Source organism: Verrucomicrobiota bacterium, from assembly GCA_039192515.1.
GTDB lineage: Bacteria > Verrucomicrobiota > Verrucomicrobiia > Methylacidiphilales > JBCCWR01 > JBCCWR01.
In genome coordinates, this window is the sequence record JBCCXA010000015.1 from 1 (window position 1) to 16207 (window position 16207).

Sequence of the window (16207 nt, forward strand, 5' to 3'; positions counted from 1 at the left end):
AAGAGCATCAATAACAAGGGATTGCAGGGCTTAGCAACAGGAACTTACAAGCTCAAGCTGGTGGCAACCGATAATGATGGCGCCACAGCTCAAGCCACCAAGAACCTGACCATCAAATCCACTCAAACTAAAAAACGCTGAGCCTCCAGTCTGCTTGTCGAATCCCTATGACTTTTGATGTCTTGGGAGATGACATGCTCTCTCAAGAGTAGATCCGCTCAAGGCAATGCTTGAACCCAGATGATACAGTAGGGACTTAAAAATCTACGCAAGATCTTAGTCCCCAGAAACGGAGAGCCTCCTAGAGGTATCATCTTTTGGAGTGATGTGATTGATGCATCTTCATCGACGCTCTTTGCCTTGTGGCTCAAGCTTTGGTGTATCTCCTTCAACTTCTATGACCGCTTCCGTTTTAAATGATTAGGGTTGACCCAGTGTTGTTATCTTATGACGCCAAAACTGCTGCTTACCCTAATGCAACAGGGGTGTTATTTTGCCATTTGTAGCTTGGCATGGCACCGTTAGATGTAGCCACAAACTCACCCATACGACATGCTCGGCTTAACGCTGATTGTGGGTCTTCCGTCCCTTGGACTAATGAGGTTATGAGAGCTCCCAAGAAACTATCTCCAGCACCCACGGTATCTTTAACTTCAACTTTGTTGGCTTTCTCACTGTACCACTTATCATCAATTAATAGACCTGCGCCGTTTCCTCCATCCGTGATACAAATTTTTTTATCACCGACTGATTCTTGGAATACCCGCGCCATATCTTCTAGTGAGGAATTTTCTGAATCTACCAACACCTTTAATTCATCTGCGTTCATCTTGATAAGATCTGCCTCTTCCGATAGAGTTCTGACAAGTTCAAGGTCGTCAAAGGGGGGACGTAAATTGACATCAAAGCACTTGAGGGCATGTTCTGCCCCATTAAGCAAAGCGGATAGAACAGCTCGGTTAGGAAGCGCCCGTAGCGCAAGGCTTCCGAAGATAATCGCACTAGCTCTATGCGCTATTTCTTCAAGATGTGAGGTAAGCCCAATGTGATCCCACGCTACATTTTCTTTAATCTCGTAAGTCGCATTGCCAGCTTCATCAATTGATACGAGCACCACACCCGTAGACTTATGGTCAATTACCGTAACAAAGGTATCCGATAGCCCAGCTTTCTTGAGGCGCCGTAATATTTCCTCTCCTAAAAAATCGCTGCCTACAGCAGTAACTGGATAGACCTCGAGGCCACCCTGCTGAATATGGTAGGCTACATTACACGGTGCTCCTCCCATGAAAAGCCCCGCTGGTAAACAATCCCATAATACTTCTCCAAAACAAAATACTGGACCCTTACTTTCCATTGGAGCCGGCCCCCGTTTTCTCTGCCTTTAGATGCAACTCATGACAAGCGCGGATATAAGAAGCCGCGGACCATGCCTGATAACGTTTCCCCATAGGTCTGCCTGTTTTTCCATGGGCCCATTCATTAAATTCCCATTCATCTTCCACACCAAGTTTATTGAGCTCTGCTAATTTTACTAGCTCTCGCGCAGCGACATCAGCGAGTCCAAGTCTATGAATAAACACAACCCATAGCCCCCCCACCAGAGGCCATATACCCCCGTTGTGGTAATGATGCGGCAGATTCAAAAGGTTCACAGTATAATAAGGCATCCAATCAGGATCCCCCGCTTGCACCGGCGGATACAAGTTGGCTATGGGCCAAGGCTCATTAACACCCACTCCCCACAAGTATTTAAAGGCGGTCTTTGCACGATCTATATCTAAAAGATTAAATATAAATGCCAGCAAGTTTCCAAAGGTGTCACACCTCCAATTAAAATTAAAGGGCGAGATTTGAGCTAAAAGATACTGCGCATCACCAACCGAAAACTGTCTATCTGCAAAAGTTACATTGTCGTCCAGTTGCTGTGCCCTTTTGGTCGTAGGCCAAAAATTGTCTAGAATCTCGGCTTGAATATGCTGCGACCAGCGGAAATAGTCCGCTGCTCTATCATGATCACTCCTCCATTCCATGATGTGCCCATAACAAACATTGGTTCGGTACCACAAGACCTCGTCGTATAGAACATTATAGCTGCGTCCAAACAAGTCAGTCCAATCACCTGCCTCTGGAATTTCCAAAAGGCCATCATTATTACTATCATGCGCACTTAGCCAATTCATGACTTTTTGCAATGAATCAGCATATTGCTCTAAAAAGTCAAAATCCTCTGTCGCACGGACATAGGTATAAAAAGCAATAACCGCCCACAATCCACTATCAATCGAACAGATACCCCCAACACCAGAGTAATCAGGCTTTCCCGAGTCGATACGAACATTACTCGGAATTTGTCCATTTGGTGTAATGTTATCAAAGAGCGTCATCAACGTTTGTTTCTGAGCTTGGCGCATCTTGGGGCTGTCCAAAGAAATGCTACAAATAATAGTAATTGCTCCATCTCTACCCCAAACGCTGCGATAGTTCTCATCTGTTCCCGTCACTGTATTGTCTTCTAAAGAAGCCGCAGAAAACCCCATGGGAGTAATGTTCTTCTCGAGTGTCCTAACGGCCTTACGGTACCCCTCTTTGATCAAGCTCTGCTCTTTCTTGGAAATAGAAGTAAGCAAACCTTCCTCAAAGAGCATCCTTAAGGAGGGGTCTACGTCAATCTGTAGATCCCTAACTGATTGCGCGTCAGGAAGTTTATCTATCACTCCAAAATGCCTTAGTCCAAGCAGTACGCCATCCGCCATGACATCTTTTGCCAAGTAAACATCCTGATGATTGACAACCGCCTCGAAAAGCTCCGGCTGAGCATTATCTACCACTATGCCTTTAACACCTGGAAGATGGAACATACTTGCGTCTGTTCCGCTATCCCCAGCTACAAGAACTTTATCTAGAGGAATCTTTAACCAGCTACATAGCCAATCTAGTGCCTGATCCTTATTGGCTCTAGCAGGAAGGATATCCAAATATTTATAACGCGAATAGTTAACAACCACATCCAGCCCGGCACCTTTAAGATTTTCTTTGAGTTCAGCGATCACTTCATCACTCGCATTTTCCAAAAACCAACTAGACTTGTAGGTATGAAGCAGCTCCTCGGGCTGCTTCTCAGTTCCGGGAATTGCTTCTAAAATTCTCTCCACCTCAGACAAATCCCATCCTTGGCAAAAATGACCCCGAAATTCAGGAACAGATTCTCCCTTTTTACAATCCCAAACATCTGTTCCCAAGAGACTGATGATGTAATCTGGTTCTGGCAACGTTTGCTCTTCTAAGACTGTCATGATCTCCGCGTGTGGACGGCCTGAATTTAAAATAAGCAAGGGCTTACGCTCTGGCTCAAGCCCTTCCCAGGACTGCTTAAACTTAGCTACCGCCTCCGGGTTACCAAGCAAAGTCCCATCTAAGTCTGTTGAAAATAAACGTATCACTAACTTATACTCCTTTAACTGTGCAAATAAGCCGAGACCATTTTACAGTTTCCATGGCATCTTTAACGACTCCAGCTATTTAGGTCGTCCATACTGGGCATGCCAAAACCTGATGACTTCCTTTGCTCTACCGCGCTTATCAACTGTTGCGCTATTCCAGTCCACGTAAACAAACTGCGTGCCAATTGCGCACCGTTTCTGGATAAGCGATTCCAAATTTTTGGATACTTCAATGCTTTCATCATCGTTATTCCTAAATCCTCTTTATCAAATGTATCGGCATATAGACCGTGATATCCATAGTCCAGCACCCGGTAAAGTCCTCCATGAATCGTGGCTACAGTTGGAGTGCCACAAGCCATGGCTTCGATAGCTGTCATGCCAAAAGGCTCATAACGGCTGGATAGTGCAAAAACATCTGCCGCCCTGTAAAAATCTGCCAGATCATCATCTGAGACAAAGCCAGAGAATTCCACCCGATCCTGTATTTTTAACTCTTGGGCTAAGCGCTTGAGACTATCAAGAATCCCCGTTTCATATTCATCCATCTTTTCCCCTCCGACTGCCAAGTGCAATCTGACATCTGGCATTCGCTTAGCAGCTTCCGAAAATCCCTGAATGAGTAAATCATACCCCTTATTCGTGGCTAAACGCCCCAGGGCCATCACGGTTTTCTGAGTCATATTAAATTTCTGTCTCAGGGCAGCTCGGGAAGCACTACTTACGGGGAAAAAGCGATTATCATCGTAGCCTGGCGGAATCATACGAATTTTTTCTGCAGGCACATCATAATCCTCTCGAATCATATCCACCTGGATCGGAGTAGTGGCAATCACCATATCGCACTCCGCATAGAGTATGCGCTCGTGGTGATTCCTTCGGCTGAAATTAAAAGTTTTTTCGAACTCCTCCTTTTTTTCCGGGTAATCCTTCTCCATTTGGCGCTCTTTCCAAACTCCTAGGGAATGAGGGGTGTGAAGATGAGGAATCTTGAGAACCGTGCTTAGATGCTGGCCAGCAAGCCCAGCGTCCCAATAGTGGCTGTTAATAAATTCGTATTTTAATTGATACTTTTCTATGAAGCGCAGTGTATGCTCACCCCACTCTGGCAATTTTTTGTAGAGATACTCCTTGGGGATGAAATCCTTCCCTCCACAAGGCATCCTTAAGACCCTTACTTGGTCTCCCATTTCGTCGATCTCCGGTTGATCCTCGAAGCGTCTTGTCCAAATATCGACCTCATATCCAAGCTGAGCCAATTTCTTCGATAACTCCAAAACAAAAACAACTTGCCCACCCGTATCTGCAGCACCTAAAGGGGGCTCTGCTGCAACATAACCATGGGTGGATATCATGCAGATCCGAGGCAGCCCGGAGTCATTTATCAAATTACCATCAACCATAGCTGCCAGGTTAGTCTGGCTTTACACTTTCTGGAAGAAGAAATATTGAAGAGTCTCAAAAGCCTCGTAAAATAGCATTTCATTTAAAAATCTAACCGTTGCTTTGCCAGAAGCATGATCTCTCCGAAGCGTGTCACACTTCCACAAACTAAGCACTTATGACTCTCAATAACTAGCAGCCAGAAAATAACCTACCCCATGAAACTCATACGTTTTGGAGAACCTGGACAAGAGAAACCAGGACTTGAAATAAAGGACGCTCGTTACGACGTGAGCAATTTGGTACGTGATTATAACGAATTTTTTTTCGCAAAGGATGGCATTGCTAAGCTTGCTACTGATTTTAACAAAGGAAACGCTTCCGAGATATCACAAGATGTGCGACTTGGCCCGCCCATCGCCAGGCCTAGTAAACTGATATGTATTGGGTTGAACTACCATAAGCATGCCGAAGAACTAGGAATGGAAGCACCCAAAGAACCTGTCGTCTTTTTCAAATCGACAACTGCTATCACGGGGCCCTATGACAATGTTATGATCCCTAGAGGTGGTGAGAAGACAGATTGGGAAGTCGAACTGGCCATCGTTATAGCTAAGACTGCTCGTTACATTTCCAAAGACAAAGCCATGGACCACATAGCAGGTTACACTCTGCACAACGATGTCAGCGAACGAGCCTTCCAATTAGAAAGATGCGGGCAATGGGTGAAAGGCAAGAGCTGTGATACATTTGCTCCACTGGGACCATGCCTTGTCACCAAAGATGAAGTCCCAGACCCACACAACCTAAATATCTGGCTCTCTCTAAATGGCCAAACCATGCAAAATAATAACACCAAGGATATGATTTTTGATGTCCCCACGTTGGTGAGCTATTTATCAGAATTCATGACCCTGTTACCTGGTGATGTCATCTCTACCGGTACACCCGAGGGAGTTGGCTTTGGCTTTGATCCACCAGTCTATCTTAGGCCGAATGACATTATGGAATTAGGCATTGACCGCCTTGGAACCTCGAAACAAAAAGTCGCCGCCTTCCGTCCTCAATCTTATGGAAATGGCACAGAAATGCATAGGTATAAATGACAGGCGCCTCAAAAGCTCAAATTTAAATATATGAGCAAACTATTTATGCTTTCTCCTTAAGTTAAATACAATTGCGCCGATCTAGGTGCATGATGCTTACTAAAAATTGCTCCTTCGCGTACATTGTCTGCTTCCTGTTACTTACAAATATTACTATTTGTCCCATAGCCACAGCAGGTCCTGGATCTGATCCAATGGGACTAGATGTGATAGAAGTGGACTATGAGAAAAAGAACTGGAAGTTTGGAGATCCCTTCAAGTTCTATGATGACAAGCTGCAATTTGACTTTGAGCTGAGACAAAAATTTGAATGGAGGGATAATACGGTTGATTTCACAGACAAGAGTGACATTCGCGATGATGCCGGACTTTTGTCGCGAGTTCGTCTAGGTCTTAAATGGATTGCAACCGAAGAACTCACCTTTTATTCACAACTACAAGATTCCCGAACCCTGTTTGATGATCCTGAAGGAATCGTGGACAACAGAGAATTCAGTAAAAACGATAGCCCCATTGATTTACGACAAGCTTGGGTCAAATGGGACATGCAACAGGATATCCCCTTCACTTTAACCTTTGGCAGACAAGTATGGAAATATGGCGACAGTCGTTTATTAGGAGAGGATGACTGGGGCAATAATTCAAACACCTTTGATTCCGTCAAACTTCGCTACCATGCTGATGACTACTGGGTAGAATTTTTCTCTGGCTGGATCGTAAGACACATCACAGACAGCTTCAATGAACCTGACACAGAGGACCTCATTACAGGTCTTTGGTCACATACCGATATCATCCCCAAGGTCGATTCCAATTTTTATGCCATTTTTCGGAGCAAGAGCGATGTGGATACAAAAACCGTTCTTAAAAATGTAGACAAGCAAAGCTCAGGAAATGTCGCTCCCGCTGGTGACTATTTAACGCTGGGAACTTTTATCAAAAGTAAGAAGGGTGAATGGGATAATTGGGATTTTGAAGCAGAGCTTAACCTGCAGGTCGGCGAAATTTCCAATCCGCTACAAACCAGCTCAACTTTAAAGAAAGTAGTAGTCAATACCTCTCGACAAGACCATTTGGCTTTCGCCAGCCACATTGAGGCCGGATACAAACTAGAGAAAGAATACAAAACGAGAGTATATGTAGAATATAACTATGCCAGCGGCGACGACGACCCCGGAGACGACATCAACCACAGCTTCCAAAATCTACATCCGTCCAACCATTATAAAGACGGGCGTTATGGCATTATGGATCGCTTTGCTTGGTCAAATATACATAACCTAGGCTTTGGCATACAGACGAAACCCCTAAAGAACTTCTCTGTTAAACTATCCCATCAGCTCTATTGGTTAGATTCTACAAACAGTCCTTGGACCGGATCTGACCTTAAACCAGTGGGTGACAAAGACCGCTTTGGTAAAGCTCTCCAAAAGAATGTCTCCCACTTCGTAGGTAACGAACTCAACCTAGTCATGAAATATAAACCAAAGAAATGGTTTAGTGTAGAAGTAGGCTATGCCCACTTCTTTGCCGGTGATTATGTTTACGATACCGACCCAATTGATAAAGGGGTGGATGACGCAGATTTTCTCTATCTAAAAACCACTCTCGCTTTTTAGAGATCTGAGCATTCTTCACCTTTTCCTCTTTCCTTTTCCCAAAAAATCTGGTCATAAAGACAAAACATGTTGACTTTTACTGGATCCCCCGATCAAGTCGTGGGATGAGGTTAGGATATGGTGTTAGGAAGGAGTCATGATATAGTTTGGGGTGTTGGTAAGAGGATCATACCCGTGCGGATTCACCTTCCTTATGTCATACCTCGGTTTGACCGAGGTACTTAGAGGGAACAGGCACGGCATTTTGGGCGAATTCTTTCCTCCAAGCATGATCTTTCCGTGGGAGACTTTCTAGATTTGATCTCTTGATGCCGGCCTCGATTTAGGCGAGACGCAAATTCTCAAGATTGCTCGATCAAATTGTAAGATGACGGTAGGGTGGGCTTGGTGGTGAGATACGGGCAAGTCGTGGAGTGAAGGAAAAGAACTTGGTAGAGACAAAGCGAGGGTTAGGCTTCATGTCATAGCCGTATGGAACTCAGTTATGACCATCAAATCAGGGACAATGCGCGTTTGAATCATGCTTATGCTTGCCAACCGCCGATGTGCTTCGCACTATCTGGGCTATGCCGTATCTTGCCATTCATACCAATACAGATATACCAGCCGCCAAGCATGACACCCTTTTAAGGGAGGCCTCTAAACAGGCTTCTGAGTCTCTAGGTAAGCCTGAGCAATATGTCATGGTTTCGTTGTATCCCAATGAAAGTTTAAACTTTGCCGGAAATGCTGATCCTGCTGCTTATATCGAGCTTAAGAGTATAGGCTTGCCTGAGTCTAGGGCTCTAGATCTATCTGCCAGTTTATGTTCTTTTTGTGAGGCCCACTTAGGGATTAGTCCTTCAAGAATTTACATTGAGTTTTCGGATGCACCTCGTGCCATGTGGGGATGGAATGGAAAAACCTTTGCTTAGAGATATTTACGGTCCCACTAATCTCTGCTTTCCCATCTCCGAAACGAGTCCTAGTCTTCCGTATGCACTGGATCTATCTTATTTTGGGTATCTTGTTTGAAGTGGCGGGCTCTGCTTGCATGAAATTCTCCAAGGGTTTTACATACATGACCCCTTCCATTCTTATTTTTGTTTTCTACGGGATCGCGTTCTTTTTCCTAAACCTTTGTGTCAAAACATTGGAGATTGGGATGGTTTACGCCATGTGGGCGGGTATAGGGACCGCATTGATTGCGCTCTTGGGGATTCTGTGCTTTCAAGAGTCCGCCTCTTTTTCTAAACTATTCTTTATTGGGCTTATCATTGTGGGTGTTGGTGGGCTTCATTTAACGTCTATGTCCCATTCTTAAAGATGAAATCGAGTTCCCCTCTCTATCTCATTGCCGGGTTGTTTGCTTTGCTTATTATTGTATTAGGTTTAGTAAACAGGTATGAAATTATCACTGTTCCGGAGCAAGGGAAAATAGTCAGATTAGATCGCTATACAGGGGATGTGAGCGTAGAGGATATGTATCCCGCATCTGTAGAGCCCTAAGGAGCTGCCTCAAAATGACTAATCCCATGGTAAAGTGTCCCACCTGCGGAAAAAAGGGTCATTGGTTTGCGACTGATTTGGGGCCCTTTTGCAGTAGGCGTTGCAGACTGATTGACCTTGGCAAGTGGTTTGATGAAGATCACCGAATTTCAGAGCGATTGCGCCCAGATCATCTAGAAGACTACGAAGAGCTTCCGCCTGGCACTTATCTGGATTACCCGGAAAGGGATTAGAGTCTTCCTATTTGCGCAGCTTGTTCTAGGGTCAAAACATGATCGCATTTATTTCAGGTAAACTTGTCGAATCACTTCCAGGGCGAATCATTATTGAAACCGGGGGATTAGGATACGAAATTCTCATACCGAATTCCACCTACGAGAATTTGCCAAATGAAGGGCAAGACCTGAGGCTCTGGACACATTTGCAGGTTAAGGAAGATGCGCATACGCTATACGGGTTTCATAAAACGGAACAGCGTGATCTCTTTAGGCTGCTCATTTCTTATGTCTCAGGCGTAGGGCCCAAATTGGCGTTATCCTTATTGAGTGGATGTACGTCGCCTCAATTTCGCACGGCAGTGGCACATGGCGATGTAGGATTTCTTTCCAAGATTAAAGGTGTGGGCAAAAAAACGGCTGAGCGCATCATTGTTGAACTCAAGGATAAAATGGGGGTGACGGAGGCGTGGGCAACTTCAACGGGAACAGCTTTAAGTGCTAGTGAGGAGGTTGTTAATCCGCAACAAGAATTAAATAACGATGCCCTGTTGGCTCTCATGGCATTGGGCTATAAACAACCTCATGCTCTTAAAGCTCTGGAGAAAGTAACAGAAAAAACGAGTATTGAACAGATGGTTAGGGATGCCTTGAAGTTGTTGTCCTGAATAGTTTTTTAGCCAACGAACTGCCAAGGTGCTTCAGTTCAAGGTGAAAATTAGCCTGATGTGATTTGCGTCATCCGAGTTTAAGTGGCCAAATCACTTTAAAAATTTCTCAAAATCAATAAACTGACTCTATGGCTGAACATACCATTGCGCAATTTAATCATGATGAAGCAAATTCCGACCATTATGAGATTTCACTGCGCCCACAGAGATTAGAAGATTTTGTCGGCCAGGATAAAATCAAAGAACGTCTCCGAGTCATGGTGCAATCAGCCAAAATGAGGGAAGAGGCTCTGGATCATCTTCTTCTCTGCGGCCCGCCGGGCCTGGGCAAAACAACTCTGGCAAATATTCTCTCTCAAGAACTCAACGTCAATCTTCGCACGACCTCTGGGCCAGTCATTGACAAGGCCGGCGACTTAGCTGGTCTGCTCACCAATTTGCAGCAGGGTGATATTCTCTTTATAGACGAAATCCATCGGCTCAATAAGGCGATTGAAGAGTATCTCTATCCAGCTATGGAAGATTACCGGATTGATATTATTATTGATCAAGGTCCCAATGCGCGTTCGGTGTGTTTGAATCTTCCCAAGTTCACGCTCGTTGGAGCCACAACCCGCGCCGGCATGCTTAGTGCACCACTTCGCTCAAGGTTTAGCATGATCAATCGCTTGGATTACTACTCTGCTGAGTTTTTGCAAAAAGTTGTCTTACGTTCAGCTGATTTGTTAGATTTGCCTATGGATCCGAATGGAGCTTTTGAAATTGCCCGCCGGTCAAGGGGCACGCCTCGGATAGCGAATAATCTTTTGCGTTGGGTGCGTGACTATGCCTTAGTCAATGCAGGTGGAAGAGTAACATCTGAAGTTGCAGACAAAGCTCTCAATATGATCGAAATTGATTCCCATGGACTCGATGAAATGGATAAGCGAATTTTGGAGGCTCTGATAAATAAATTTCAAGGGGGACCTGTTGGGATGAGCTCCCTGGCGGTTGCTACTGGCGAAGAGCCTGGCACGGTTGAGGAAGTGCACGAGCCTTACTTGATTTTAGAGGGCTATTTGCAACGCACACAACAAGGTAGAATTGCTTTGCCATTGGCTTATGAACGGCTAGGGCTAACGGCTCCCAAAAGGCAAAATGAGCTTATATAGTTGCCAATAACCAAGATTTAACATTTTCTCTTCACAGACTAGAAATTGGGTCTATTGTTTCGCCCAATGCCTAAACGCGACGATATTCAATCGATTCTCCTCATTGGTTCAGGACCCATTATTATTGGTCAGGCTTGCGAATTTGATTATTCAGGCGTTCAAGCCTGTAAAGCTTTGAAAGCAGAAGGCTTCAGAGTCATCTTGGTCAATAGTAATCCGGCGACGATTATGACGGACCCAGAGTTCGCTGATCGAACCTACATAGAGCCTATTACTCCAGAAGCTGTAGAGCTCATTATCAAAAAAGAGAAACCGGATGCGCTTCTACCAACTTTGGGTGGTCAAACGGCCTTGAACACCGCGATGAAGCTTTTTGAGTCGGGGGTGCTTAAGAAGCACAATGTGGAAATGATAGGCGCTAATGCTGATGCGATTCATAAGGGGGAAAACCGCCAAGTCTTTAAAGAACTAATGATCAAGATTGGGCTAGATGTCGCCCAGTCCGGGATAGCTCACAATCTTCAAGAGGCTAAGGATGTTGCCAAAGAAATTGGACAATTTCCAGTCATCACGCGGCCTGCTTTTACCTTGGGAGGCACGGGCGGAGGTGTTGCTTACAATTGGGAGGAGTTTGAGGAGTTGGCAGCTCGTGGATTAGATCTATCACCTACAACAGAAATTCTGATAGAAGAGTCACTTCTTGGATGGAAAGAGTATGAAATGGAGGTCGTTCGGGATAAGAATGATAACTGCATTATTATCTGTTCCATTGAAAATTTTGACCCTATGGGAGTGCATACCGGAGATTCTATAACGGTAGCCCCTGCGCAAACTTTAACAGATAAAGAGTTTCAATACATGCGGGATGCTTCCTTTGCCATCATCCGTGAGATAGGTGTCGAGACTGGCGGGTCGAATATCCAATTTTCAATAGATCCTAGATCTGGCCGCATGATTGTCATTGAGATGAACCCCAGGGTATCGCGCTCATCGGCCTTGGCATCTAAAGCAACCGGATTTCCCATTGCCAAAGTTGCCGCCAAATTGGCGGTTGGGTATACTCTGGATGAGCTCAAAAATGATATCACACGTGATACACCAGCTTCTTTCGAGCCCACGATTGATTATGTAGTCACTAAGATTCCTCGATTCACTTTTGAGAAATTTTCTGATGCTGACAGCACCTTAACATCGCAAATGAAAAGTGTGGGAGAAGCCATGGCTATCGGCCGAACGTTTAAGGAGTCCTTCCAGAAGGCGGTTCGATCACTTGATCTTAAAGAGAGGGACGGAAGCTTGGCTTTGGGGTCCCCTACAGAGAAAGAGCCTGATGAACTGATACGAACTAAATTGCGCTCCCCGAACAATCAGCGCCTATGGTGGATAACCCATGCATTACAGCACGGATTTTCTCTAGAAGAAATCCACCAAATTTCTGCGATAGATCGTTGGTTTTTGCAGAATATCAAGCAGATTTATGATCTCTCTATTGAGGTTGAAGATAAATCTTTTGTAGGCAATAAAGAGTTATTACCTCTTCTCGCCAAAGCCAAAAGCTACGGTTTCTCTGACAAACAAATTGCTGAACTCACTGCACCAAAAGACCAGTACCAAGAAGCTAAGGATGCGCTTTTGGCCTGGAGAATAGAAAATGGACTGACACCAAGCTATCGCCTCGTGGATACTTGCGCGGCAGAATTTGAAGCTTATACCCCATACTTTTATTCCACCTATGATCGCGGGGACAATGAACATAGGTTAACAGATACAAAGAAAGTGATTATTTTAGGGGGTGGTCCAAATCGTATAGGCCAAGGCATAGAATTCGATTACTGCTGTGTACATGCAAGTCTCTCTCTGCAGAAGCAAGGCTTCGAAACGATTATGGTAAATTCCAATCCTGAGACAGTTTCCACGGACTATGATACATCTGACAAGCTCTACTTTGAACCACTTACAGTAGAGGATGTTCTGAGTATTTATCATGCAGAGAATACCAACGATTCAGTCTTAGGTGTCATTGTGCAGTTTGGAGGGCAGACCCCTCTCAATCTTGCTTCAGGTTTGGCAAGCAAAGGTGTCCGTATCATTGGCACTTCTGTCAATTCTATTGAGAGGGCGGAGGACCGTAAACTATTCCAAGAGATGATTCAAAAGCTCGACCTTCGTCAGCCAATTAATGCAACTGCGATTGATACGGAAGGTGCACTTAGCGCGGCAACAAAAGTGGGATACCCTGTTCTTATGCGTCCGTCCTTCGTTTTAGGTGGACGCGCTATGCAGGTTGTTTACAGCGACAAGGAGCTTCTCGAATACATGGAAACAAATACTGTGCAGGTTAGTTCTGAAAGACCTGTTTTGTTGGATCAGTTTCTCGATGACGCGACAGAAATTGATGTGGATTGTTTAGCGGATGGAGAGAAAGCCATTGTTGGTGCCATTATGGAGCATATTGAGCGTGCTGGGGTACATTCAGGTGATAGTGCTTGCACCATTCCTCCCTACTCTTTGAGTTCCGGAATGATCGAGACAATTCGGTCTGCTACGTTGGCAATCGCCAAGGAACTTCATGTGAAGGGTCTGATGAATGTGCAATATGCTGTTAAGGACGACACGCTTTATATTATTGAGGTAAACCCTAGAGCCTCCCGAACTGTGCCTTTTGTCAGTAAGGCTGTTGGAGTGCCACTGGCAAAGTACGCTTCGCGGATTATGGCTGGAGAAAGTCTGGACGACATTGGCTTTCATAAAGAAGTTACACCGGATTACTTCTGCGTGAAAGAAGCCGTTTTTCCTTTTGTTAAGTTTCGAGGTGTTGACATATTGCTCGGCCCAGAAATGAAATCAACTGGAGAGGTCATGGGGATAGATGCAGATTTTGGTTTGGCCTATGGCAAAGCACAAATGGCGGCTCAACCCCCTTTGCCCTCAAAAGGCAAAGTATTTGTGTCCGTGAGGGATCAAGACAAGGAGGCTGCCATCAAGCTAGCAGGAGAGCTCTCCGGACTCGGTTTTGAAATATGCAGCACGCATGGCACGGCACAAGCCATTCGGGATCATAAGATTCCTGTGACGCCTTTACTAAAACTCGCTGAAGGAAGACCAAATGTCCTCGACTTGATTAAGAATGATGAAATCAAGCTGGTGGTTAATACTCCTGCAGGTCCAGTCGCGCGCCAAGACGAGGTAAAAATTCGCACGCAAGCTCTTTACCATCATGTTCCAGTCATGACCACCATTTCAGCCGCTCAGGCGTCTGTTGAGGCGATAGCTTCCTTTAAGAAAGAGGGTTTAAGTGTGCAGCCTCTACAGGATTACCACGCAAACTGAGTTTGGTTCACTACCCCGTCTCATGCACGGTTGCCGAAGGTGAGTTGCGTTTTTTTAGTTTGCTTCCAATTAAGACTGCTAGGAAGAAGGCTGCAAAAATAAAGATACCTGTAAATTGGAGTTTTGACCAAAGCACCCAGAGGCTGCTGCCACCTGCTACTAGAGTAGCGACAAACATCGCACCGTTCCAGACAAACTTCATTTTGCCTTGTGGCGTTTGTTTTCCCAATAATGTCTTTTGATTCATTAATAGGAAAAAGGCAATATAGGCAATAGGAAGAAGGACCATGCCAAAAACCGATGTAGGAATAGCTAGCCAAAGCTTTGCTTGATTCCAAGCAAAAGGTCCAATAGCCCCAATGAATACCATGAAAACACCTATCCTGAAATAGTGCTTGTTTCCAGGTTTATTCAAAGCCTCGCATAAACAGAATCCGTTGATTGTCATGAGTACAATTGCGGTGCTCAATGCCATTCCAAAGATTCCTAGGCCAAATATATAATGGGCTAGAGTAGGGCCTGTGATGGGTGTTAATGCGTTAGAGAGTTGGAATGCGTCTCTTTTAACGAGCATGGCAGCCATACGCTTTTCGGCTACAGGCATCTTTGAAATTTGCTGTATGATATCATTATCTGAGAGATTCGCAAAGGCTTCGCCACCTAATTGGCTTTTGAGTCGCCCTTCTAAGTTTTTCTGGTAGCCACTTTGTAAAGTCTTAGGAACTTGGAGCTCCAAGTTATTTTGTGAATTTTCCAGGCCTGCCGGGATTTTGGCATGGAATTGAGAGGCTGAAACAATGACGACACAGGCTGTAGCTATGACAAAGGGAATAAAAAGCCCAGTAGATAAGTCAAAAACCGCGAGTCCTTTAAACTCTTTACTCCAGCCTTTCTTTAGCATCGAATAGGGAAGTAAGAAGGTCATATTAATGCCGACAGCAGCAGCAGCAGCACTGATAATTATCGAGCGTTGTTGATCAACAATTAAACCGCTCCAATAAGCTCTTCCCTCAGCGGTTAAGTCCGCCAGAAATGGGGAGAAGCTCGCCGTAGGTTCTGAAAGCGAGCTCCAACTGGGGATCAGTCCGAGGAAAATCTTATTCCATGCTACTTCACCACTGATGCTCATGCGAATGACAACCGCAAAAAAGCAAAGCACGATGCCTCCCACCATGGTTTTCATAGTCCAATCAAATGCCTTTACACCCCATCCCCCACGGCTGTAGAGCATGACGACTGTAGCCGCTACAGCTAATGTAGTGCCAACAATGATGATTTTGCTCCATGGTTCGGGAATGCCGCCCTCTCCTAAAAACTGTGGTAATAAGTTTTGTTGAACGGCTGCCGTAGCAAGGGAAAATTGCGGCATGGACCAAACCATGTTTGCAGCCATAGAAGCAAGTAGCCATCCCCAACCAAGAACAGGGCTGATGTGTTCATTGATCGCTTTGAAAGGGCTCTTGCCCGTGGAAAGTGTGACGTAGGCTATGGCACTTAACATGATGACTCCAAGAATCATAGCCAGAGGTTGTACCCACATAAAGGCAAAGCCAGCTATGATTCCTAAGTAAAGGGCTGATGAAAGCGAGCCACCCCCCAAGGTGATTGCGCTTTGGATCCAACCTGGTCCAGATAATTTGGTATAGGCCAATAAGGTGCCCAAGGAGCCTTGGGCTTTTCCTTCGGTAATGATTTGTTTATGTTTTTCGATATCTGGGTTTGAAAAGGATTGAGAAGGTGTTACAGGATTAGTCATTCCATCAGGAGCTTGGTTTTCTGTGTTGATCATCCTTGTTCCTTA

The 16207-nt window shown here is 45.0% G+C and carries 13 protein-coding genes; 9 read left to right on the forward strand and 4 right to left on the reverse strand.

The window, feature by feature from the left end; genetic code table 11:
* Window positions 1-466 precede the first annotated feature (466 nt).
* From AAGA18_08125 to AAGA18_08135, 3 genes are all read right to left on the reverse strand, one after another.
* Complete coding sequence (locus AAGA18_08125) at window positions 467-1357, reverse strand: carbohydrate kinase (protein ID MEM9445308.1); 891 nt, start codon at window positions 1355-1357, stop codon at window positions 467-469.
* Complete coding sequence (locus tag AAGA18_08130; protein MEM9445309.1) at window positions 1347-3443, reverse strand: HAD-IIB family hydrolase; 2097 nt, start codon at window positions 3441-3443, stop codon at window positions 1347-1349. The genes AAGA18_08125 and AAGA18_08130 overlap by 11 nt, the downstream gene beginning before the upstream one ends.
* Before the next feature lie 62 nt (window positions 3444-3505).
* Window positions 3506-4798, reverse strand: coding sequence for a glycosyltransferase (locus AAGA18_08135; protein MEM9445310.1), 1293 nt, complete (start codon window positions 4796-4798; stop codon window positions 3506-3508).
* A 246-nt stretch (window positions 4799-5044) separates the two neighbouring features.
* Here AAGA18_08135 and AAGA18_08140 point away from each other — a divergent pair, with 246 nt between their 5' ends.
* The 9 genes from AAGA18_08140 (at window position 5045) to carB (ending at window position 14406) form a co-directional block, all read left to right on the forward strand.
* Window positions 5045-5932 carry a fumarylacetoacetate hydrolase family protein gene (locus tag AAGA18_08140; GenBank protein MEM9445311.1) on the forward strand — a complete coding sequence of 296 codons (888 nt, stop codon included), beginning with the start codon at window positions 5045-5047 and terminating at the stop codon, window positions 5930-5932.
* An 89-nt stretch (window positions 5933-6021) separates the two neighbouring features.
* A complete protein-coding gene (locus AAGA18_08145) occupies window positions 6022-7551 on the forward strand; it encodes an alginate export family protein (protein MEM9445312.1) in 1530 nt (509 codons plus the stop codon).
* 566 nt (window positions 7552-8117) lie between these two features.
* Window positions 8118-8465 (forward strand): phenylpyruvate tautomerase MIF-related protein, encoded by a 348-nt coding sequence (locus AAGA18_08150; protein ID MEM9445313.1) that lies wholly within the window; start codon window positions 8118-8120, stop codon window positions 8463-8465.
* 62 nt (window positions 8466-8527) lie between these two features.
* Window positions 8528-8854, forward strand: a complete 327-nt coding sequence (locus AAGA18_08155; GenBank protein ID MEM9445314.1) for a multidrug efflux SMR transporter — start codon at window positions 8528-8530, stop codon at window positions 8852-8854.
* A 2-nt stretch (window positions 8855-8856) separates the two neighbouring features.
* Window positions 8857-9039 (forward strand): hypothetical protein, encoded by a 183-nt coding sequence (locus AAGA18_08160; protein ID MEM9445315.1) that lies wholly within the window; start codon window positions 8857-8859, stop codon window positions 9037-9039.
* Window positions 9040-9065: 26 nt separating this feature from the next.
* Window positions 9066-9272 carry a DNA gyrase inhibitor YacG gene (gene yacG, locus AAGA18_08165; GenBank protein MEM9445316.1) on the forward strand — a complete coding sequence of 69 codons (207 nt, stop codon included), beginning with the start codon at window positions 9066-9068 and terminating at the stop codon, window positions 9270-9272.
* Between the two features lie 38 nt (window positions 9273-9310).
* Window positions 9311-9922 (forward strand): Holliday junction branch migration protein RuvA, encoded by a 612-nt coding sequence (gene ruvA / locus AAGA18_08170; GenBank protein ID MEM9445317.1) that lies wholly within the window; start codon window positions 9311-9313, stop codon window positions 9920-9922.
* Window positions 9923-10053: 131 nt separating this feature from the next.
* Complete coding sequence (gene ruvB / locus AAGA18_08175; GenBank protein MEM9445318.1) at window positions 10054-11076, forward strand: Holliday junction branch migration DNA helicase RuvB; 1023 nt, start codon at window positions 10054-10056, stop codon at window positions 11074-11076.
* A 66-nt stretch (window positions 11077-11142) separates the two neighbouring features.
* Window positions 11143-14406: a carbamoyl-phosphate synthase large subunit gene (carB, locus tag AAGA18_08180; protein ID MEM9445319.1), complete on the forward strand. Its 3264-nt coding sequence runs from the start codon at window positions 11143-11145 to the stop codon at window positions 14404-14406.
* 10 nt (window positions 14407-14416) lie between these two features.
* On the opposite strand, the gene AAGA18_08185 is transcribed toward carB, so the two are convergent.
* Window positions 14417-16195, reverse strand: a complete 1779-nt coding sequence (locus tag AAGA18_08185; GenBank protein ID MEM9445320.1) for a divalent metal cation transporter — start codon at window positions 16193-16195, stop codon at window positions 14417-14419.
* Window positions 16196-16207 lie beyond the last annotated feature (12 nt).